Origin of the sequence: Streptomyces sp. NPDC057486, from assembly GCF_042802415.1 — a bacterium.
In the GTDB taxonomy this organism is placed as follows: Bacteria; Actinomycetota; Actinomycetes; order Streptomycetales; family Streptomycetaceae; genus Streptomyces; species Streptomyces yanii.
In genome coordinates this window covers 1-19959 of record NZ_JBHVEE010000035.1, presented here as the reverse complement: position 1 = coordinate 19959, position 19959 = coordinate 1, and the positions used below count along the sequence as shown (strand labels likewise).

The window sequence follows — 19959 nt, the reverse complement described above, 5'->3', positions numbered from 1 at the left end:
CAACTCGATGCCCCGCGCCGCGCCCCCGTTTCCCTGACGGACACCGGGCGATCGGTATCCATGGTCATCGGCCGCCCCCGGTCCCACCGCGACCGTGGGCCCGCGACTCACGGGCACGGCGTCGCGCGACCGCCCTCGGCCGGGCCGGTCCGGGCTGCGTCTTGTTCCGCCGCACGGCCGGCGGGCGTGCTGTCCGGGGCCGGACGACTCGCTCGGCACGATGGTGACCGCGCTCCTTCTGCTCGCCGTTCTCCCCACGCAGGCAGCGGCGCAGAGCCTCCGGATCGAGTCCTTCGTTGCACGCCTGATGAAGCAGTTGAGCGAAGGTGTAGTCGGGGTCGGCCCGGAGGGCGAGCCCCAGTGCGACCCGGGCGCCCGGCTCGTCACCCGTCGACCAGGAGACCCAGCCGGTCAGGGTGAGCGGCGCAGCGGCGTGTTCCTCGTACGGTCCGACGCAGCGGCGTGCGAGCGCCCGCCACAGCCGCAGGGCGGATTCCGCTTCGGGCCCTTCCATCCATTCCGCGGCCTTGTCCCGGGTCTCCCGGTCCTGGAGACCGAGGATCACCGCAGCGGCCTCGTCATTGCTGATCAGCGAGTCGTCCTGGCTGTCGGCCGCGGAGGGCGCGGCCGTCGGCGCGTCCCGGAGGCGTTTCATCAGGAGGCGTGCGAGCCCGAGCGTCTCGCGAGCCACTTCCTTGCGTCCCTCCTCGTCGAGGATCCTCGGCACGAGTGCAGCGCCGGCCGAGTCAAGGGCCTGCGGTTGCTCTGCCACGGCCGGGGTCTTCAGAGGCGCCAGTCTGGCTTCCATGTCCCTCAGGGATCCCCGGACCTGGACGCCCGCGTAGGTGGCGGCGGCCGCCATCACCGAAGTGCCCGGCAGGGACAGACCGTTGCCTTCGCTCGGGCAACAGCGTGCGTCCGGACAGCAGTAGGACCAGTAGCGTCCGCCGGAGATGCAGAGCGCTTCGAGGACGGGTACGTCGAGGACTCCGCAGGCCGTGCGCAGACGCTGGGCCAGCGGCCGCAGCCGCTCCATCGTCTGGCCGGGGGTCTCTCCGTCGGCAGGGTCCTGGCAGAGGAAGACGACGATCGCATCGGGGTGCTCACCGCGTCGCTCACTCCCCTTGACCAGACACTCGGCGAGCTGCTCTGCGACGTGCGGCCATTCCTGCGGCGACTGCGGAATTCCGAGCCTGAGCCGCCCGCCGAAGCGGCCCCGGCCGCCGTGCAGAGCGACCATGACCACGCTGTCGTTCGGATAGAAGCCCATGAGATACGGAAGGGCATCGGCGAGTTCGGCGGGCCCGCGCAGAGTGATCTGCTGCACGTCGGCCGGTCCTGTGGATTCGTGGTGCTTGTTCATGGCATGACCGTCCCGCGGGCAGCAGAATTCCGCGACCCCCTGTGGATAAGTTGTCCACAGGGTCGCGGGGTCGTTCGCCGTTTGTCGTAGCCATCGGGTTGCATGGGGGCATGACCAACGCAGACCGCGCAGAGCTCAGGGCTTCGGCCGATTCCGTACTGGCCCGACTCGTCGGGGACACCACCGGCACTGCCCGGCTGCGCGAGGACCAGTGGCGGGCCATCGAGGCGCTCGTCGCGGACAGGCGCAGAGCGCTGGTCGTCCAGCGGACCGGCTGGGGCAAGTCCGCCGTGTATTTCGTCGCGACCGCTCTCCTGCGGGCGCGGGGCGGCGGCCCGACAGTGATCGTCTCTCCACTGCTCGCGCTGATGCGCAACCAGGTTGCGGCCGCGGCCCGGGCCGGCATCACCGCCCGCACGATCAACTCGTCCAATACCGAGGAGTGGGACACCGTCCAGGCCGAGGTCGCAGCGGGCGAGGTGGATGTGCTGCTGGTCAGCCCCGAGAGGCTCAACAATCCCGACTTCCGGGACCAGGTCCTGCCCCGCCTCGCCGCCGCCACCGGGCTGCTCGTGGTCGACGAGGCACACTGCATCTCCGACTGGGGCCACGACTTCCGGCCCGACTACCGACGGCTGCGGACCATGCTCGCCGATCTGCCCGCAGGGGTACCCGTGCTCGCGACGACCGCCACCGCGAACGCGCGGGTGACGGCGGATGTCGCGGAGCAGCTCGGCACCGGGGCGGGTACGGACGCGCTGGTGCTGCGTGGGCCGCTGGACCGCGAGAGTCTCAGCCTCGGCGTACTGCAACTGCCGAACGCCGCGCACCGGCTGGCCTGGCTGGGCGATCACCTCAAGGAGCTGCCCGGCTCGGGGATCATCTACACGCTCACGGTGGCGGCCGCCGAGGAGATCACAGCGTATCTGCGCCAGTGCGGACACACCGTTGCGTCCTACACGGGCCGCACCGAGAACGCCGACCGGCAGCAGGCGGAGGACGACCTCCTGGCCAACCGGGTCAAGGCTCTCGTCGCAACGTCCGCGCTCGGCATGGGATTCGACAAGCCCGACCTCGGCTTTGTCGTCCACCTCGGCTCTCCCTCCTCCCCCATCGCCTACTACCAGCAGGTGGGCCGTGCGGGCCGAGGCGTCGAGCACGCCGAGGTACTGCTGCTCCCGGGCAAGGAGGACGAGGCGATCTGGCAGTACTTCACCTCGGTCGCCTTCCCTCCGGAGGAACAGGTCCGACGCACGATCGATGCGCTCGCCCAGGCCGGCCGACCGCTCTCGCTGCCCGCTCTGGAACCGCTGGTCGACCTTCGGCGCACACGGCTGGAGACCATGCTGAAGGTGCTCGACGTCGATGGCGCGGTCAAGCGGGTGAAGGGTGGCTGGACCGCCACGGGAGAGCCCTGGGTCTACGACTCCGAGCGGTATGCCTGGGTGGCACGCCAGCGCTCGGCCGAGCAGCAGGCGATGCGCGACTACGCAACGACGACCGGTTGCCGGATGGAATTCCTGCGTCGCCAGCTGGACGACGAGGAAGCGACGGCATGCGGACGCTGTGACAACTGCGCGGGGGCGCGCTTCGACGACCAGGTGTCGACGGCCGCCCTGGACACCGCACGGGGCGAGCTCGGCAGGCCCGGTGTCGAAGTGGAACCCCGCAAGATGTGGCCGACCGGTCTCGCGGCGGTGGGCGTCGATCTCAAGGGCCGCATCCCGGCGGGAGAGCTCTCCTTCTCCGGGCGGGCGCTCGGCCGTCTCTCCGACATCGGCTGGGGCAACCGGCTGCGCCCGTTGCTGGCTTCGCCCACACCTGACGCACCCGTTCCGGACGATGTGGCGAACGCGGTGGTGACGGTGCTGGCCGACTGGGCCAAGGGACCCGGGGGCTGGGCGTCCGGCGCAGCCGATGCCGTACCGCGGCCGGTGGGGGTCGTCGCGGTCGCCTCGCACAGCAGGCCACAGCTGATCCAGTCGCTCGCCGGCCGGATCGCCGAGGTCGGCCGGATGCCGCTGCTCGGCAGCGTCGCCTATGCCCCCGGGGCGGACGGGGTACGAATGTCGCAGACCAACAGCGCGCAGCGGGTGCGTGCTCTGCATGAGGCGCTCGTCGTGGAACCGGAACTGGCAGAGGCGTTGGTTTCGGCAGGGGGGCCGGTGCTGCTCGTGGACGATCTCTCGGACACCGGCTGGACGCTCGCCGTGGCAGCACGGCTGCTGCGCAGGGCCGGTGCGGAAGGGGTGTTTCCGCTGGTCCTCGCCGTTCAGGCGTGACAGGAGCGTCACCCGCCTGCGGTTTGGGCAGGGATATCCGTGTCATTCCAGCCGATTTCCGTCAGCCGCACCAATTGCTCGTTGCCGCCTGCCGATACGCCAGGAAGAATTGAACTCGCTCCCCGCACGGTCCTTTCGCGGCCCGGAAGGGCTGTGCCGCGGTGCGCCCCACCCAACCCTGCCCGCACCGTGGGCGCGTATGCGAAGGGAGGATCGTGACCTTCGGATTCGCTCCGTCCGCAGCCACTTCGATCTCGGCGTCCTCGGTGTCCGCCGACTCCGCCAACCGCCTTGCCAGAATGCTCGAACCGGCCGAGTGGGCCGCTGCGGGCATACCGTTGCTGCGCAGCCCGCGCGAGGTGGTCAGCGGCCTGCATACCCGGCACCGGCCGACCCCGGAAACCGCTGTCGTCGCAGTACTCGACCATGAGGAACGCCTCACGGCCAGCGCCTCGTTCGCCCGTCGCTCCGTCTCCGCGGACGGCTGGGAGTTCCGGAACGCACTGCTGGCGCATTTGCGCCGGGTCATCCCGCACGATCTGCGCCGCCGCACACCCGTCCGTACTGCGGTGCTGCTCTACTGCCGCGAGGGCGACGAACGGTGGACGGAGGAGGACGGGGCGTGGATGTGGGGTCTGCGGGATGCCTGCACGCTGCACGGCCTGCGGTGCGGCGCGTACATCACGCTGACGCGTGGCGGGTGGCAGGTGCTGGGCGAGGGCCGTGGCGGCCGTCGGCCCAACTCCATATCGACGCCTGCGGCTCTCGCCGACACGGTTGCCGACCATGATCCGTTCCCGCTGCGCACCGGTGGCGGCGCGGCAGAGCCACTGCGACGCACCGCGGCCCGCTGACCCCGGTCGTGGGCCCGGCCGCCCTGTCGGGCAGCCGGGTCGCCACGGCCGTGCGCGTCGTTCGGCTCAGACGCCGGCGCCGAGTACGGCGTTGATCCGCTGCGGTTCACCGCAGACGACCAGCAGTGCTCCGGCACGCTCCCTCGCGAGAGGCAGCGCATGGGCGGTGGCGTCATCGACGCCACCGTTGACCGCGACGATCACCACGGGGCGGGCCTTGACCCGGTCCGCAGCCACGGCATCGGCGAAGAAGACGTCGTCGCCCGCATCGTGCTGGGCCCAGTAGGCGGCTTCTCCGAAGGAGAGTTCGTGCACCGCCCACGGGTGCCGCTCACCGGTGGTGATCACCAGGATGTCGCCCGGTGCGCGTCCGGAGTCGAGCAGCAGATCGACAGCCTCGTCGGCGGCGTCGAGCGCACTGCCGGCCGAGGCCGGGATCAGCTGGAACTGCGGCGCGGAACGAGTCTTCGACCGGGCAGCCTGAGACTGACCGGAGGTGGAGTGCGGGCGTTGCGCCGGGGGCGCGGGCCTCGCGGGGCCGGGACCCGGACGACCGGGGCGCGGCGTGGCCGCGGAACGCGGGCCGGGTACGGGACGGGGGGTCGGCGCGGTGCGGCCTGCGGCCGGTGTGACGCGGGGACCCTGGGCGCTCTCGTGAATCTGAGGCTCCTCGGGGATGAGAGGCATGGGTGGTTGTCTATCAAACGCCGGCGCAGAGGGCGTCGGCGGGTGGGCACAAATGCGCGATCAGAAGTCGAAGCCGAGTTGGCCCCCGCTTTCCAGTGCAGCCGCCTCGGCGGAGATGCGGATCTTCTTCAGGTGCTGCCACCTGGGCAGCGCGTCGAGGTAGGACCACGAGAGGCGGTGCAGGGGCGTGGGCCCCAGCGCCTCCAGAGCGGCCCTGTGCACAGGGGACGGGTAGCCGGCGTTCGCATCGAACGCGAAGGCGGCGTACTCCCCCGATTCCGCGCCCAGTTCGGCCATCATCGTGTCCCTGTGGACCTTCGCGATCACCGAGGCGGCCGCGACCGCGATGCAGGACTGGTCGCCCTTGATGACGGTTCGGACCGTCCAGGGCTTTCCCAGGTAGTCGTGTTTGCCGTCGAGGATCACCGCGTCCGGGCGCACGGGCAGCGCTTCGAGGGCGCGCACGGCGGCGAGACGCAGAGCCGCGGTCATCCCGAGCTCGTCGATCTCCTGCGGCGAGGCGTCACCGAGGCCGTAGGCCGTGACCCAGGCCTGGAGCAGCGGCGCCAGCTCGGCGCGGCGCTTCGGGCTGATCAGCTTGGAGTCGGTGAGTCCCGCGGGGGGCTTGCGGAGGCCGGTGACAGCCGCGCACACGGTGACCGGTCCCGCCCACGCTCCGCGTCCGACCTCATCTACACCGGCGACGGTCTTGGCACCGGTGGTAGCGCGCAGTGAGCGCTCGACGGTGTGCGTGGGTGGTTCGTACGGCATGGCGCCAGTCAGCGTACGCCGACGCAGGCGCCACGAACACCCCCGGGGCGCCGGACCGTCGTCCGGCCCGCTGCGTCGCTCCGACGGAACGCTCACGGTCCGGCTGCCACCGGTTGCACTCAGCTGCCGGAAGGCCGGAGCAGCGGCACCATGATCTGATCGATCAATTCGGCGATGTACGCATCCGGCCATTCGCTGCCGCACACCTTGCTGCGGTACATCATCATCGCGGGGATCACGTCCAGGGCCAGGTCGCTCGTCGCATCGGAACGGACGTCACCCCGCTCGACACCTCGGCGCACGACCTCCCGAAAGAGCTCGGTGGAGGGCTGGATCACACCCTGGAAGATCACCGCCTGGAAGCGGCCGGAAGCGCTCGAATCGCACTCGTGAAGCACGGAAAGCAGAGCGGTTCCGGGCGTGGAGAGCATGGCGTCGCGCAGCCGTCGGCCCAACTGGTAGAGATCTTCGCGAATGCTGCCGCAGTCGGGCGCCTCACCGACCGGGGGCAGCGCCGCCCGCAGCGCCTCCGCCACCAGATCTTCCTTCGATGGCCATCGCCGGTAGACCGCCGCTTTCCCCGTCCGGGCGCCGGCGGCGACACCCTCCATCGTCAGCCCGTTCCAGCCCACTGTGCTCAGTTGTTCCAGCGCGGCATCGAGAATCGCGCGTTCCAGTACGGGACCACGGCGGCGCAGCGACACCACCGACGGCCGAGCGGCGGCCGCCGAGCGCGAAGTATCCATCAGCTTCTCTCCATCGAGACGGGTGGGGACGTCGAGGCGGGACTGAGCAGATCCCGTCCCCGCGATGTACGGGCGCATCCCGTCACCGGCACATTCAGTGAACGCTTGCGTTCACTGAAGGGGACTCACTACCGTTGACGAGACAGTGAACGCACTCGTTCACTAACTCACTTGTGGGGGATCCATAGTGACAACCTCTCAGTTAGAAGCACAGAGTTCGCCGGGCGCCGCCCGACAGCAGGGGCGACGAGGGATCGCCCTCACCGTCATCGCCGCATGTCAGCTGATGGTTGTGCTCGATGCCACGATCGTCAACATCGCTCTTCCGCACATTCAGGACGCGCTCAGCTTCTCCACCACCGATCTGTCGTGGGTTCTCAGCGCATACACGCTCACCTTCGGCGGACTGCTCCTCCTCGGCGGCAGGGCGGGTGACATCCTCGGCCGTCGTCGGGTCTTCATCATCGGCATTCTGGTCTTCACCCTGGCCTCCCTGCTGGGCGGACTGGCACAGGAACCCTGGCAGTTGCTCGTGGCCCGGGCCCTCCAGGGTGTCGGCGGCGCCATCGCCTCGCCGACATCGCTGGCCCTGATCACCACCACGTTCCCCGAAGGACCCGAGCGGAACCGGGCCTTCGGGGTCTTTGCCGCAGTCTCGGCGGGCGGTGGCGCGATCGGCCTGCTGGCGGGCGGGATGCTCACCGAATGGCTCGACTGGCGTTGGGTCTTCTTCGTCAACGCACCGATCGGTGTGCTGATAGCGATGCTGGCACCGCTGTACATCAGCGAGTCCGAGCGGCACCCGGGCCGCTTCGACATCTCCGGGGCTCTGACGTCGACCCTTGGCATGGCCTCGCTGGTGTACGGATTCATCCGGGCCTCCGAGGAGGGCTGGCGGGACTCCTTCACCATGGCATCCTTCGCCGCCGCGGTCGCGCTGCTGGCCGCGTTCGTCCTCATCGAAACGCGGGCGAAGGAACCGATCACGCCGCTGAGAATGTTCGCCGACCGCAACCGGTCGGGGACGTACCTCGTCATGCTCAGCCTGGCCGCCGCCATGCTCGGCATGTTTTTCTTCATCGTGTTGTTCGTCCAGAACGTGCTGGGCTACAGCCCCGTCGAATCAGGGCTGGCCTTCCTCCCCGTGACGGTCGCGATCGCCATAGGAGCAGGGCTGTCGCAGCGGCTGTTGCCTGCCCTCGGCCCCAAGCCGTTCATGATCACCGGATCGACGCTCACCGGGGTCGGCCTGTTCTGGCAGACGCTGATCTCCCCCGACAGTTCGTACGTGAGCGGCGTATTGGGGCCGATGATCCTGTTCGGCTTCGGCATGGGGCTGAACTTCGTCACCCTGACCCTGACCGCGGTGTCCGGGGTCGCCCAGCACGAGGCGGGCGCGGCGTCCGGACTGCTCAATGCCAGCCAGCAGGTGGGCGGTTCGCTCGGCCTCTCGATTCTGGTCACCGTCTTCGGCACAGCGAGCCGCAACGAGGCGGAAAAGCAGATTCCGTCGTTCATGGCGCAGGCGACACCGGAGCAGAAGGCGACCTTCGCCAAGTCGCAGGAACTGCCTGCACCGTGGGGGCATGAAGTGCTCACCCAGGGCATTTCGACTGCCTTCACGGCAGCGGTGGCGATGGCGGCCGTCGCCCTGCTGACTGCGGTGCTGGTGATCCGGGTGCGCAAGAGCGACTTGGACGCGCTGAGCGGCAAGGCCTCCGCAGCAGGACCTGGCGCATAACGCAGCACGACGCGTGTCGCCACAGGCGCTCGATCAGCAGGGTGTATCGGCGAGGAAGCCCGTCGGCCCAGGTGCAGGACGTCCCGCGAAGGGTACGTCCTGCACCTGTCCGGATCGCCCGGTAGGACTCGGACCGGCCCCCTGCGCAGTGCGTGCCACGCAATGCGGGATGAGCACGGATCGGTGCGGGGCGGTCAGGGGTCAGTACGGGTCGTAGGAGTCGTCGCCCTCGTAACCGCCGCGCTCGCTGTCTCCTTCGCTCCCCGGCCCCCGGCAGTCCGTCACGAGGGCATTCGCGCTCCGCTTCTCCAGAATGTCGCGTGCCCGCGCCTCGCCCCAACTGGTGGCGTACCACGGTGCATCGGACGCACGGAGCGTGTGCTGGATCTCGTTGAGGGCGCAGGACCGCAGCGGTTCGGGAAGCCTGTCGAGAGCCGGTACGGCATCGGCCGAGAGGCCCCGGAGGTAGTCGATGTCGATGGTGTGATGGCTGCGGTAACGCTGCACGTTCTGTTCCGCGATCAGCCCGTCGGGCGAGACCAGACCGAACGTGAGCACGGCGACGGCGGCGCTCGCCGCCACGGCGCGCGGCAGCATACGGGCGCCGAACACACCAGCCGCCATGATCAGGATGAGCACCAAACCCAGCCAGAGTTCCACCGCAGCCACGGATATGCGCAGCCGGGTCAGGCCGTAGGCATCGACGTACAGGTCCATGCGCCGCAGCGCAGAGGCGACCACCACGAGAGTGAGAAGGCAGAGCGCGCCGAGGACGGTCCGTACGAGCCTGCGGTCGCGCGAGTGCCCGCGCGGTGCCCAGCGCAGCGCGAGCGCAATGACCAGGAGGGTGAGCACGGTCGCCCACAGCAGCTGCCAGAAGCCCTGGCGGGCGTATGCGGAGTAGCTGAGATCGGTCTCGGCCATCACCTTGTCGTACCCGCCGAGCAGCACGGTGAGCTGGATGGCGATGAAGACGGCGAAAAGCAGATTCAGCACGATGAGCGGCAGCGCCCACTCCAGGCGCCCGCGGGGCTTCCCGTCCCGCACGGTGATGTCGTCCCAGCGCACCGGGGCGGCGGTGGTGTATGCGGCGGTGAGCGCACCGACCAGACCGACCACGAACAGGAAGAACCGCCACGGGGCTTCGCCCAGCGACACGTCGGGAATCAGGTTGCCGAGCACATCGGCGAACGCGGCGTCCGCGCTGGCGAAGAGCGTTCCGAAGACGATGAGCAGGGCGATCGCCACCACAGTGGAACGGAACACGACACCCCACCGACGGCGAGAACCGGCCATACGGTCGCGAACACCATTCACTCCCCACCTCAGTCCCCCCGCCACGGAGGAGAAGAGGCCCACCGAACCGAGGAACACGCCGAGCCAGCTGCGGCTGCCGTGCAGCGTCAGCGAGCCCAGCGCGACGGCCGACACAACGGCGAGGAAGGTGGGCCAGCCCGCGTCCCTGAGCGCCGGGACCGCAAGCAGAGCAAGGCCGCCCACTGCCCAGACCGCGGACCAGGACCGGAGCCGACGGCCCGCTGCCTGCGCGGCGAAGTAGGCCGCGAGTGCGGCGGGGACTGCCACGATCAGAAGGTTCGGGCCGAGTCCGTCACCGAGCAACAACGCGCTGAGGAGCGCGGTGGCGACGGCCGCCCAGAGCGTGGCGTTACGAATGGCGGCCGGGCGGGCCGGGCGCAGCCGCGCGAGCGTACCGGCTGTCTGCCGACTGCTCGGCCATGGGCTGGGCTGCTGCGGTTGCCACCCCTGTTGCGCGTACGCCGGGACCTTCGGCGCCGGCGGAACGGCGTCCCGGGACGCCGGCGCCTCGGACGGCTCCGGTGGCTCCGTCGGCTCCCCCGCGGGATCCGACCCCGTCGCGCGAGACGGTTCCGACGGACGCGGCGGCTCGGGCACCTCCGGCTGGGCGGCTGATTCTGACGCGTGATCGGACATGGGACCCCTCCCCACCGAGGTCCGCTCACACGACAGCTGAACAGTGCGAGCAACCCGGCATCTCATTCGGCACACGCCCGTCATGATGATCATCGTGGGCGGCGTGGCCGAAAGATTAGCCCCCTGCTACCGCTCGCAGGCGACCGCGGCAGGGATGTGTCAGTACCGTGACAGTCGGCCCGTCTCAGCTGCGGCCCGGGCGGGGAAGCCAGTCCGGCAGCTCTTCCGCCTGCGCCGACCAGTCGGCCGGCGGTGCGCCCGTCCTGCCCGCCGCGACGACCCCACCGACGATCGCGCAGGTCGTGTCCACGTCCCCACCCGCCTGAGCCGTCACCCAGAACGCCTTCTCGAAGTCGCCGAGGCTCCGCGCCGCAGACCAGAGAGCGAACGGCACCGTGTCATGTGCACTGGTACGGCGCCCGTTGCCCAGAACCGCGGCCACAGTCCCGGCATCGCTGTAGTCGAGCATGTCGCGAGCCCGGCGCAGCCCGGCGCCCACCGCGCTGCGCGGTACGAGCGCGACCACGCCGTCGAGGAGATCCTCGGGCGTCGGTGGCCCTCCTGGCGCGGCTGCGAGTGAGGCGGCCGCCGCCACAGCCATCGCACCCACGACGGCCTCCCGGTGCTGGTGCGTGGTGTACGAGGAGATCTCGGCCTGGTGCGTGGCCTGCTCGGGGTCGTCCGCGTACCAGGCGCCGAGGGGCGCGATGCGCATCGCTGAGCCGTTGCCCCAGGAGCCCTGACCGTTGAAAAGCGCCGACGCCAGCTCGCGCCAGTCGCCGCCCTCCCGGATCAGTCGGAGCATCCGGTTCACTGCGGGGCCGTATCCCCGGTCGAAGTCGTGATGGTCGGCGAAGGAGTGGGCGAGCGCGTCCTGGTCGATACGGTCGTGCCCGACCAGCACGGCCAGGACCGAACAGGCCATCTCCGTGTCATCGGTCCATTGCCAGGGTCCGGGCGGCAATGCGCGCTGTTTCAGGAGCGGATAGTTGACGGGCACAAAGAACTGGGATCCCAGGGCGTCTCCCACGGCCAGCCCGCGCAGGCTGGCCAGGGCGCGCTCGAAACGTGGGGCGGTAGCGGAGTCAGCGGTCATCGCCCTTCCACTCTATCCGGTGATGCCATAGGGCTCAGGGGTGCGCCACCGCTCGAACGGCCGGTCAAGTGTGTAGCGGCCGTCCTCGCCGAGTATCAGCGTCCGCTTCTCCCCGTTGCCGGGATTGGACAGTGACTCGAATTCGGCCACCGTCCAGTGGAACCAACGCATGCAGAACAACCGCATCGTCAGTCCATGGGTGACGAGCAGAACGTTGGGCGGATGGTCGGGGGCTTCGAAGCTCCGGTGCAGGCTCTCCAGAAATGCTCCGACCCGGTCGTACACGTCGGCGCCGGACTCCCCCTGCGCGAAGCGGTAGAAGAAGTGCCCGTAGGCATCCCGGTACGCCTTCTGCAGTCTTACGTCCTCGCGGTCCTGCCAGTTTCCCCAGTCCTGTTCACGCAGCCGTGGCTCCTCCCGCACCCGCACCCGCTCCAGGTCGAGGCCGAAGGACCTGAAGGTCTCGTGCGTGCGGCGGTAGGGCGAGACGTACACGCTGACCCGCTCCCGGCCGAAGAGTTCGCGCAGCTGTGCCCCGGTCTCCCTGGCCTGCCGCAAACCCGTCGCGGTGAGCCGCAATGCATGGTCGGGCTCGCGCTCGTACACCGTGTCATCGGCATTGCCCTCGGACTCGCCGTGCCGGACGAGGACAATGCGCTGCGGTCGTGCCATGTACAGACCCTAGATCGATTCCAGCTCATTTGGCTGTCCGGACCCCGTCCGATGCATGTCGTCGGTGAGACGGCGCCGCAGAGCCGGTCGGGAGAGGGACAGGGCTCTTCTTCAGCTCCCGCGCCGGCCCGAGCGCCACGTGATTCACGGGCACGCCGAACAGCGGCAGACCCAGGGGCCGGGCCGGCGGACGGCCGAGCCGGAGCCGCCTGCGCTGCCCACGGTGGGCGATCCGCCGGATACCCGCAGGTCCCGGACGCGGAACAGCCCGTTGCCCGAGACATCGCCGACCGGCTCGCCGACGCAGCCCACGCTGCCGTCCAGGCACGCCGTTCAGCACTCGCCGAACCGCGGCAGGACCCTGCCGATCACGAGCGGAACGGCCGCGGGTGCCGTCGGCTCAGACCGTCCAGGAGGGCTCGAGCTGCACGACGTCCCCCGCCACAGCCGACACATCGTCCTCGGTCCGCGCCCGTTGCGAAAGCCGTTCGAGGCTCCCCGGCCGGTACTTGCCCCGCTCAGCGCTCGACTGCCACATCGACAGCACGAGGAACTCGTGCCCCGGCGCTTCGCCGAACACGCCGCGCAGCATTCCGGGCGATCCGGCCATCGCCGGATTCCACACCTGCTGCTGCATCAGCGCGAAATGCTCCACACGGTCCTCGTGCACGGTGCTGTGTGCCACTCTGACCACGTCCGCATCAGTGAAACGTGGCTCGAAGCCGGTCTTCACGTCGAAGCGGCACTCGAACAGTTTGACCTGGACGTCGCTGTACGTTCCGGACTGCGCCGCAGTCAACTGGTCATGCGCACGCGCCATGAAGGAGTCGTAGAAGACCCGGTTCTCCCAGAACGCGAACACATGGGCAACCTCCGGTCGCCCCCGGCTCCATCCGCCCCCCTGTCCCCTGAACCCCGGCTCACCGAGCAGCCCCGCCCACTTTCGCTGCCCACGCTCGAAGCCACGACGATCCATCACGGTGCAGCGAATCCACTTGACCAGCACCGCGCCATCGTACGGCGCCGAACGTGGCGCGGGTCACGCTCTGCCGGAGTACGCCCGAACCGGTCAACACGGACCGGAGAATGATCTCCATGACGGCCTTCCACACCAACCCTCTGTTCGCGCGCCTCGACTCGGCCGAGCGCGTCCTCGTAGCCGGGGCGGGGGGCGGCTTCGATATCTACGCGGGCCTGCCGGTGGCGCTCTCCCTGCTCCATCAGGGCAAGGACGTCCGGCTCGCCAATCTGTCGTTCAGCGCGCTCGAAGGGCTTCCCCTCGACGCGTGGCTGGCACCGGACGTCGCAGTCATCACCCCCGAAACGGCTCTCCATCAGGCGTACTTCCCCGAACGCACCCTCGCCCAGTGGCTCGATCTTCACCACTACCCGAGCACCGTGCACGCCTTCACCCGGGTGGGAGTGCAGCCGCTGCGCGCCGCCTACCGGGCGCTGATCGAGCGGTACGACATCGATGCGGTCGTCCTCGTCGACGGCGGTACGGACATCCTGATGCGCGGCGACGAAACCGGGCTCGGCACCCCGGAGGAGGACCTGACCAGCGTCGCCGCCCTCGCCGGAATCGACGTACCGGAGCGCCTGGTCGTCTCCGTCGGCTTCGGAATCGACGCGTACCACGGGGTGAGCCACGGACTCGTCCTGGAGAACATCGCCGCTCTCGAACGCGACGGCGCCTGCCTCGGCGCATTCTCCGTCTCCCGTACGACGCGCGAGGGTGCCCTCTTCGTCGATGCGGTGGCACACGCCCAGGAGCACACGCCCCAGCATCCGAGCATCGTCAACGGATCGATCGCCGCGGCGGTCCAGGGCGCTTTCGGGGACGTCCAGTTCACGTCACGCACCCGTGGCAGCGAGCTGTTCATCAACCCGCTGATGACCCTCTGCTTCGCCTTCGAGCTGGAAGGGCTGGCGCGCCACTGTCTCTATCTCGACCGCATCGAGAACACCCACCTGATGCGGCAGGTCAGCAGCGCGATCGAGCTCTTCCGCGAAGAGATCAGCCCGCGTCCACCACGCCGCATCCCGCACTGAACGGCGCCGGGAACAACAATGGTCCGATTCCGCCACTCGCGCCCAAGCCGGTTGGCTCCGGGGACAGTTACGGACATGATCAGGTGGTACGACCGGTCCGACGGCCCAGCGGCAAGGAGGGAAGCCCGATGAGCACTCCCAACAAGGACATCGAAAAGGTCGAGGTCAGGCTCAAGTGGGACCCGAGTCCGCCGGGTGCGCCCGCTCACGACCTCGACATCATTGCGGCGACCTACCCGGCGGACGAACCGTCCGGCAGCGCCTCGTATCTCGTGCACTTCGACAGCCGCTCGCCGGACGGCACCATCACACTGAACCGCGACAGCAGGACCGGCCAGGGCCTCGGTTTCGACGAGGTGATGACTCTGGAACTGGAACGGCTGTCGACCGCGTACACCCGGGTCGTGGTCGGAGTGGTCATTCAGCAGCGCGACGGCCGGAAGACGTTCGGCGACATAGCCAATACCGGCGTGCAGATTCGCGAGGGCTACACGAACCTGGCGGAGGACGACTTCTCCGGGGTCGCCACCGCCACCGCGGCAACCGTGGCCGAGTTCGTCCGGGACGGATCGGGCGTCTGGACGTTCCACGGAACGGTCCGGGGCTTCGACGGCGACCCCGGTTCGTACGCCGCGATCATGGGAAGCCACAAGCCGGGCATCTGACAGCTCGAGCCCCGGCACGGCAGATGCCGAGGGCGGCGGAGTCGAGAGACCGACTCCACCGCCCTGACCGGTGCTTCATGCCCTACCGGGCACTGGATCAGCTGCAGCCGCTGGTCGAGCCGCAGCCCTCGCAGATGTAGCAGGACCCGGCGCGCTGCATCTTCGTACCGCAGGAGAAGCAGAGCGGCGCGTCCGCGCTGATGCCCAGCTGCATCTCGACGAGCTCCGCCGAGGTGTGCGCCGTCCTCGGAGCCGGCATCTCCGCCTCCTGCGGAGCGGCCACCGCCTTCAGCGGCTCCGTCCGGAGCGGGGCGGACTGGGCCAGGCCCTCGACGTCCAGCTCGTCGTCCTCGAGAGACGGCTCGTACGAACCGGTGTCGAGGTGGCGCTGACGCTCCTCGGCCGAGTGGATGCCGAGTGCCGAGCGGGTCTCGAAGGGCAGGAAGTCCAGCGCCAGGCGGCGGAAGATGTAGTCGACGATCGACTGCGCCATCCGCACATCCGGGTCGTCCGTCATGCCGGCCGGCTCGAAGCGCATGTTGGTGAACTTCGAGACGTACGTCTCCAGCGGGACGCCGTACTGCAGACCGACCGAGACGGCGATGGAGAAGGCGTCCATCATGCCGGCGAGGGTGGAACCCTGCTTGGACATCTTCAGGAAGACCTCACCGAGACCGTCGTCCGGGTAGGAATTGGCGGTCATGTAGCCCTCGGCGCCGCCCACCGTGAAGGAGGTGGTGATGCCGGGGCGGCCCTTGGGGAGACGCTTGCGGACCGGTCGGTACTCGACGACCTTCTCGACCGCGGTACGGATGGTCTCCTCGGCCTTGGCCGTGACCTCGGCCTTCTCCTTCTCCTTGGTCTTCGCGGAGAGGGGCTGGCCGACCTTGCAGTTGTCGCGGTAGATGGCGAGCGCCTTGACGCCCATCTTCCACGCCTCGAAGTAGACCTCCTCGACGTCCTCGACGGTGGCCGTCTCCGGCAGGTTCACCGTCTTGGAGAGCGCGCCGGAGATCCACGGCTGGATGGCCGCCATCATGCGCACGTGGCCCATCGCGGAGATGGAACGCTCGCCCATCGCGCAGTCGAAGACCTCGTAGTGCTCGGCCTTCAGACCGGGGGCGTCGATCACATTGCCGTGCTCGGCGATGTGGGCGACGATCGCCTCGATCTGCTCCTCCTGGTAGCCCAGGCGACGCAGAGCCTGCGGAACGGTGCCGTTGACGATCTGCATCGAGCCGCCGCCGACCAGCTTCTTGAACTTGACCAGGGCGAGGTCGGGCTCGAGGCCGGTGGTGTCGCACGACATCGCGAGACCGATGGTGCCGGTGGGCGCGATGACCGAGGCCTGAGCGTTGCGGAAACCGTTCTTCGCGCCGAGGCGGATGACGTCCTGCCAGGCCTCCGTGGCGGCGGCCCAGATCGGGTTGTCCAGGTCGTCCATGTGGACGGCCGCGGCGTTGGCGTCGGCGTGCTGCCTCATGACGCGCTGGTGCGGCTCGGCGTTGCGGGCGTAGCCGTCGTACGGGCCGACGACCGCGGCGAGCTCGGCGGAGCGCTTGTACGAGGTGCCGGTCATCAGCGAGGTGATGGCACCGGCGAGGGCGCGGCCGCCGTCGCTGTCGTACGCGTGGCCGGTCGCCATCAGCAGGGCGCCGAGGTTCGCGTAGCCGATACCCAGCTGACGGAAGGCACGGGTGTTCTCGCCGATCTTCTGGGTCGGGAAGTCGGCGAAGCAGATGGAGATGTCCATCGCGGTGATGACGAGCTCGACGACCTTGGCGAAGCGCTCGGACTCGAAGGACTGGTGGCCCTTGCCGTCGTCCTTGAGGAACTTCATCAGGTTCAGCGAGGCCAGGTTGCACGACGTGTTGTCCAGGTGCATGTACTCGCTGCACGGGTTCGAGCCGTTGATCCGGCCGGACTCGGGGCAGGTGTGCCACTGGTTGATCGTGTCGTCGTACTGGATACCCGGGTCGGCGCAGGCCCAGGCGGCCTCGGCCATCTTGCGGAAGAGGGACTTGGCCTCGACCTCTTCGATGACGTCACCGGTCATCCGAGCACGCAGCCCGAACTTCCCGCCGGACTCGACGGCCTTCATGAACTCGTCGTTCACGCGGACCGAGTTGTTGGCGTTCTGGTACTGGACGGACGTGATGTCGTCGCCGCCCAGGTCCATGTCGAAGCCCGCGTCGCGCAGGGCGCGGATCTTCTCCTCCTCCTTGACCTTGGTCTCGATGAAGTTCTCGATGTCGGGGTGGTCGACATCGAGAATGACCATCTTGGCCGCACGGCGGGTGGCACCACCGGACTTGATCGTTCCGGCCGACGCGTCGGCGCCGCGCATGAAGGAGACGGGACCGGAGGCGTTGCCGCCGGAGGACAGCAGCTCCTTGGAGGAGCGGATACGGGAGAGGTTCAGGCCGGCGCCGGAGCCGCCCTTGAAGATCATGCCCTCTTCCTTGTACCAGTCGAGGATCGACTCCATGGAGTCGTCGACGGCCAGGATGAAGCAGGCGGAGACCTGCTGCGGCTGGGGCGTGCCGACGTTGAACCAGACCGGCGAATTGAAGCTGAAGATCTGGTGCAAGAGGGCGTACGCCAGCTCGTGCTCGAAGATCTCGGCGTCGGCCGGAGAGGCGAAGTAGTTGTAGTCCTCGCCCGCCTTCCGATACGTCTTCACGATCCGGTCGATCAGCTGTCGCAGACCGGTCTCGCGCTGCGGCGTGCCGACAGCACCGCGGAAGTACTTGCTGGTGACGATGTTGACCGCGTTCACCGACCAGAAGTCGGGGAACTCGACGCCACGCTGCTCGAAGTTGATCGAGCCGTCGCGCCAGTTGGTCATGACGACGTCACGGCGCTCCCACGCCACCTCGTCGTACGGATGCACGCCGGGGGTGGTGTGGATGCGCTCGATACGCAGGCCCTGCTTCGTCGCAGTCGACTTGGATCCCTTGGCTCGGGAACCTCGTGCCGGGCCGCTCGCCGTCTCTGTCATGCCGCCTCCCATATGTGGGCAAAAACGCCCTGAAGTGCCCAGAACTTCCCGGGGCACAGTGTGTGTCTGATGCTTCGGATGCCGCGCACAGCGCCCGGAGCAGGTTCCTGCAGCCGCCCTGCCGCTGATCTCACAGCCCTGTGTCGATCAGCCGGTGCCGCTCAGTCGGCGGCGACGGCGGGAACGGGAACCTCAAGAGTCCCGCCGGTCCCGCATCCCTCCGCGGGAGACCGTCGCTCGCGGAGTTCCACGATCGCGGCCTCGAAGTCTTCAAGTGTGTCGAACGCCCGGTACACGGACGCGAAGCGCAGGTACGCGACGAGGTCGAGTTCCTGCAAGGGGCCGAGAATGGCCAGACCCACGTCGTGAGTGGTCAGCTCGGCGCTCCCGGTGGCGCGCACCGCCTCCTCGACCCGCTGGCCGAGCTTGGCGAGGGCGTCCTCGGTGACCGGCCGCCCCTGACACGCCTTGCGCACGCCGGAGATGACCTTGGTGCGGCTGAAGGGTTCGGTCACCCCGCTGCGCTTCACCACCATCAGCGAGCAGGTCTCCACCGTGGTGAAACGGCGGGAGCAGTCGGGGCACTGACGGCGTCGACGGATCGCCGTGCCGTCGTCGGTGGTGCGGCTGTCGACGACCCGGCTGTCGGGGTGCCTGCAGAAGGGGCAGTGCATGGCTCCGAACCCTCCTTCACGGCACGACTGAATAGCCTCTTCAGGCCCCGTTGGGGGTCTTCGAAGCAGCCACAAGCATAGGCGATGGCCACGGCCGGATCGACCGGAGACCACAACTTCTGGGTGGCTGGAACAATCCAACCACTAGATCTTGGGTTTGGTTGCACATTCGGCCCTAGCGCGTGTCGCGCATCCCAGGCGGCCCGCAGGCAACGTGCGGCCGCCCACGAGGTTACGGGACACTCCCGGCCGCACGGATCGCGGGGCACCCGCCACCTGACCCGAACGGCCGCCGGAGGACCACCCCGCGTGGCGGCGGCGCGGCCGCGAAGGCTACCGTAATGGTCCGAATTGCCGGTGGCATCGGATCGTCGCAAAGCGGCCCGGGCCTGGGTCGGAACGCAGCTGGAAACCCGCCCGGACCCTGCTCATACACCCCGCGGTGAACAGGGCACAGACTTTTATTCGTTTTTCACTCGAACGTGTGTTTGGCGCAACCTTTCGAAAGCTACTACCGTTGTCCAGCTAGGGAGACCATTCGAGAGGGGCCGACGTGACCACCACCGCAGACAGTGCCACCATCACTGCCCAGGACCGCTCCCAGAGCCGACTCCAGCCGGTGCATGCCATGAATGACTCAGTCACGAACACGGAGGGGCCGGAGCCGGCACGACCGGCACGCTCGCTCCCCGGCCGACCTCCAGGCATCCGAGCGGACAGCTCGGGGCTCACGGACCGCCAACGACGCGTGATCGAGGTCATCCGGGATTCCGTACAACGCCGGGGATACCCGCCATCGATGCGGGAGATCGGTCAGGCGGTGGGCCTGTCCAGCACGTCCTCCGTCGCCCATCAGCTGATGGCCCTGGAGCGCAAGGGCTTCCTGCGCCGCGACCCGCACCGGCCCCGGGCGTACGAGGTCCGTGGTTCGGATCAGCCCAGTACGCAGCCGACCGATACGACCGGCAAGCCCGCGGCATCGTACGTACCACTCGTCGGGCGGATCGCAGCCGGTGGCCCGATCCTTGCCGAGGAATCGGTCGAGGACGTCTTTCCGCTCCCCCGCCAGCTGGTCGGGGACGGCGAGCTGTTCGTTCTGAAGGTCGTCGGCGACTCGATGATCGAGGCGGCGATCTGTGACGGCGACTGGGTCACCGTCCGCCGTCAGCCCGTAGCGGAGAACGGCGACATCGTGGCCGCGATGCTGGACGGCGAGGCCACCGTCAAGCGCTTCAAGCGGGAGGATGGCCATGTATGGCTGCTCCCGCACAACTCCGCGTACCAGCCGATCCCTGGCGACGAGGCAACCATCCTCGGCAAGGTCGTGGCGGTGCTGCGACGGGTGTGAAGAGACACCTGCACGGGCAGGGCCCCGGGATCCGCTGCGCCGGTCCCGGGGCCC

16 protein-coding genes are annotated in these 19959 nt (G+C 68.8%); 6 read left to right on the top strand and 10 right to left on the bottom strand.

Going from position 1 to position 19959, the window contains the following annotated elements:
- Positions 1-64: 64 nt before the first annotated feature.
- Positions 65-1363: a DUF4192 domain-containing protein gene (locus ACFU6I_RS18450; RefSeq protein ID WP_384367508.1), complete on the bottom strand. Its 1299-nt coding sequence runs from the start codon at positions 1361-1363 to the stop codon at positions 65-67.
- Between the two features lie 110 nt (positions 1364-1473).
- Here ACFU6I_RS18450 and ACFU6I_RS18445 point away from each other — a divergent pair, with 110 nt between their 5' ends.
- Positions 1474-3645, top strand: coding sequence for a RecQ family ATP-dependent DNA helicase (locus tag ACFU6I_RS18445; protein WP_384367505.1), 2172 nt, complete (start codon positions 1474-1476; stop codon positions 3643-3645).
- A gap of 215 nt (positions 3646-3860) precedes the next feature.
- The gene (locus ACFU6I_RS18440) at positions 3861-4499 is read left to right on the top strand and encodes a hypothetical protein (RefSeq protein ID WP_384367502.1); all 639 of its coding nucleotides are present in this window, start codon (positions 3861-3863) and stop codon (positions 4497-4499) included.
- Positions 4500-4565: 66 nt separating this feature from the next.
- Here the strand turns inward: ACFU6I_RS18440 and ACFU6I_RS18435 are convergent, their stop codons facing one another.
- From ACFU6I_RS18435 to ACFU6I_RS18425, 3 genes are all read right to left on the bottom strand, one after another.
- Positions 4566-5186, bottom strand: coding sequence for a hypothetical protein (locus ACFU6I_RS18435; RefSeq protein WP_384367499.1), 621 nt, complete (start codon positions 5184-5186; stop codon positions 4566-4568).
- Positions 5187-5246: 60 nt separating this feature from the next.
- Complete coding sequence (locus ACFU6I_RS18430) at positions 5247-5957, bottom strand: ribonuclease HII (RefSeq protein WP_327243995.1); 711 nt, start codon at positions 5955-5957, stop codon at positions 5247-5249.
- Positions 5958-6076: 119 nt separating this feature from the next.
- Positions 6077-6703, bottom strand: coding sequence for a TetR/AcrR family transcriptional regulator (locus ACFU6I_RS18425; RefSeq protein WP_384367622.1), 627 nt, complete (start codon positions 6701-6703; stop codon positions 6077-6079).
- 187 nt (positions 6704-6890) lie between these two features.
- On the opposite strand from ACFU6I_RS18425, the gene ACFU6I_RS18420 reads away from it, so the two are divergent.
- Entirely contained in the window at positions 6891-8444 is a 1554-nt protein-coding gene (locus tag ACFU6I_RS18420) for an MFS transporter (RefSeq protein WP_384367496.1), read from the top strand.
- Between the two features lie 201 nt (positions 8445-8645).
- On the opposite strand, the gene ACFU6I_RS18415 is transcribed toward ACFU6I_RS18420, so the two are convergent.
- From ACFU6I_RS18415 to ACFU6I_RS18400, 4 genes are all read right to left on the bottom strand, one after another.
- Entirely contained in the window at positions 8646-10397 is a 1752-nt protein-coding gene (locus ACFU6I_RS18415; protein ID WP_384367493.1) for a DUF4153 domain-containing protein, read from the bottom strand.
- A 184-nt stretch (positions 10398-10581) separates the two neighbouring features.
- A complete protein-coding gene (locus tag ACFU6I_RS18410) occupies positions 10582-11493 on the bottom strand; it encodes an ADP-ribosylglycohydrolase family protein (protein WP_384367490.1) in 912 nt (303 codons plus the stop codon).
- A 12-nt stretch (positions 11494-11505) separates the two neighbouring features.
- Positions 11506-12165 (bottom strand): histidine phosphatase family protein, encoded by a 660-nt coding sequence (locus ACFU6I_RS18405; protein ID WP_327243999.1) that lies wholly within the window; start codon positions 12163-12165, stop codon positions 11506-11508.
- 400 nt (positions 12166-12565) lie between these two features.
- Positions 12566-13171, bottom strand: a complete 606-nt coding sequence (locus ACFU6I_RS18400) for a YdbC family protein (RefSeq protein WP_384367487.1) — start codon at positions 13169-13171, stop codon at positions 12566-12568.
- Positions 13172-13260: 89 nt separating this feature from the next.
- On the opposite strand from ACFU6I_RS18400, the gene ACFU6I_RS18395 reads away from it, so the two are divergent.
- Both ACFU6I_RS18395 and ACFU6I_RS18390 read left to right on the top strand, forming a co-directional pair.
- The gene (locus tag ACFU6I_RS18395) at positions 13261-14217 is read left to right on the top strand and encodes a DUF1152 domain-containing protein (RefSeq protein WP_384367619.1); all 957 of its coding nucleotides are present in this window, start codon (positions 13261-13263) and stop codon (positions 14215-14217) included.
- Positions 14218-14345: 128 nt separating this feature from the next.
- Entirely contained in the window at positions 14346-14882 is a 537-nt protein-coding gene (locus tag ACFU6I_RS18390; protein ID WP_384367483.1) for a TerD family protein, read from the top strand.
- A gap of 97 nt (positions 14883-14979) precedes the next feature.
- Here the strand turns inward: ACFU6I_RS18390 and ACFU6I_RS18385 are convergent, their stop codons facing one another.
- Together ACFU6I_RS18385 and nrdR are read right to left on the bottom strand one after the other, a co-directional pair.
- The gene (locus ACFU6I_RS18385; RefSeq protein WP_384367480.1) at positions 14980-17883 is read right to left on the bottom strand and encodes a vitamin B12-dependent ribonucleotide reductase; all 2904 of its coding nucleotides are present in this window, start codon (positions 17881-17883) and stop codon (positions 14980-14982) included.
- A gap of 161 nt (positions 17884-18044) precedes the next feature.
- On the bottom strand, positions 18045-18557 hold the full coding sequence (nrdR, locus tag ACFU6I_RS18380) for a transcriptional regulator NrdR (RefSeq protein WP_384367477.1): 513 nt from the start codon (positions 18555-18557) through the stop codon (positions 18045-18047).
- 553 nt (positions 18558-19110) lie between these two features.
- On the opposite strand from nrdR, the gene lexA reads away from it, so the two are divergent.
- Positions 19111-19905: a transcriptional repressor LexA gene (lexA, locus tag ACFU6I_RS18375; RefSeq protein ID WP_266980763.1), complete on the top strand. Its 795-nt coding sequence runs from the start codon at positions 19111-19113 to the stop codon at positions 19903-19905.
- Positions 19906-19959 lie beyond the last annotated feature (54 nt).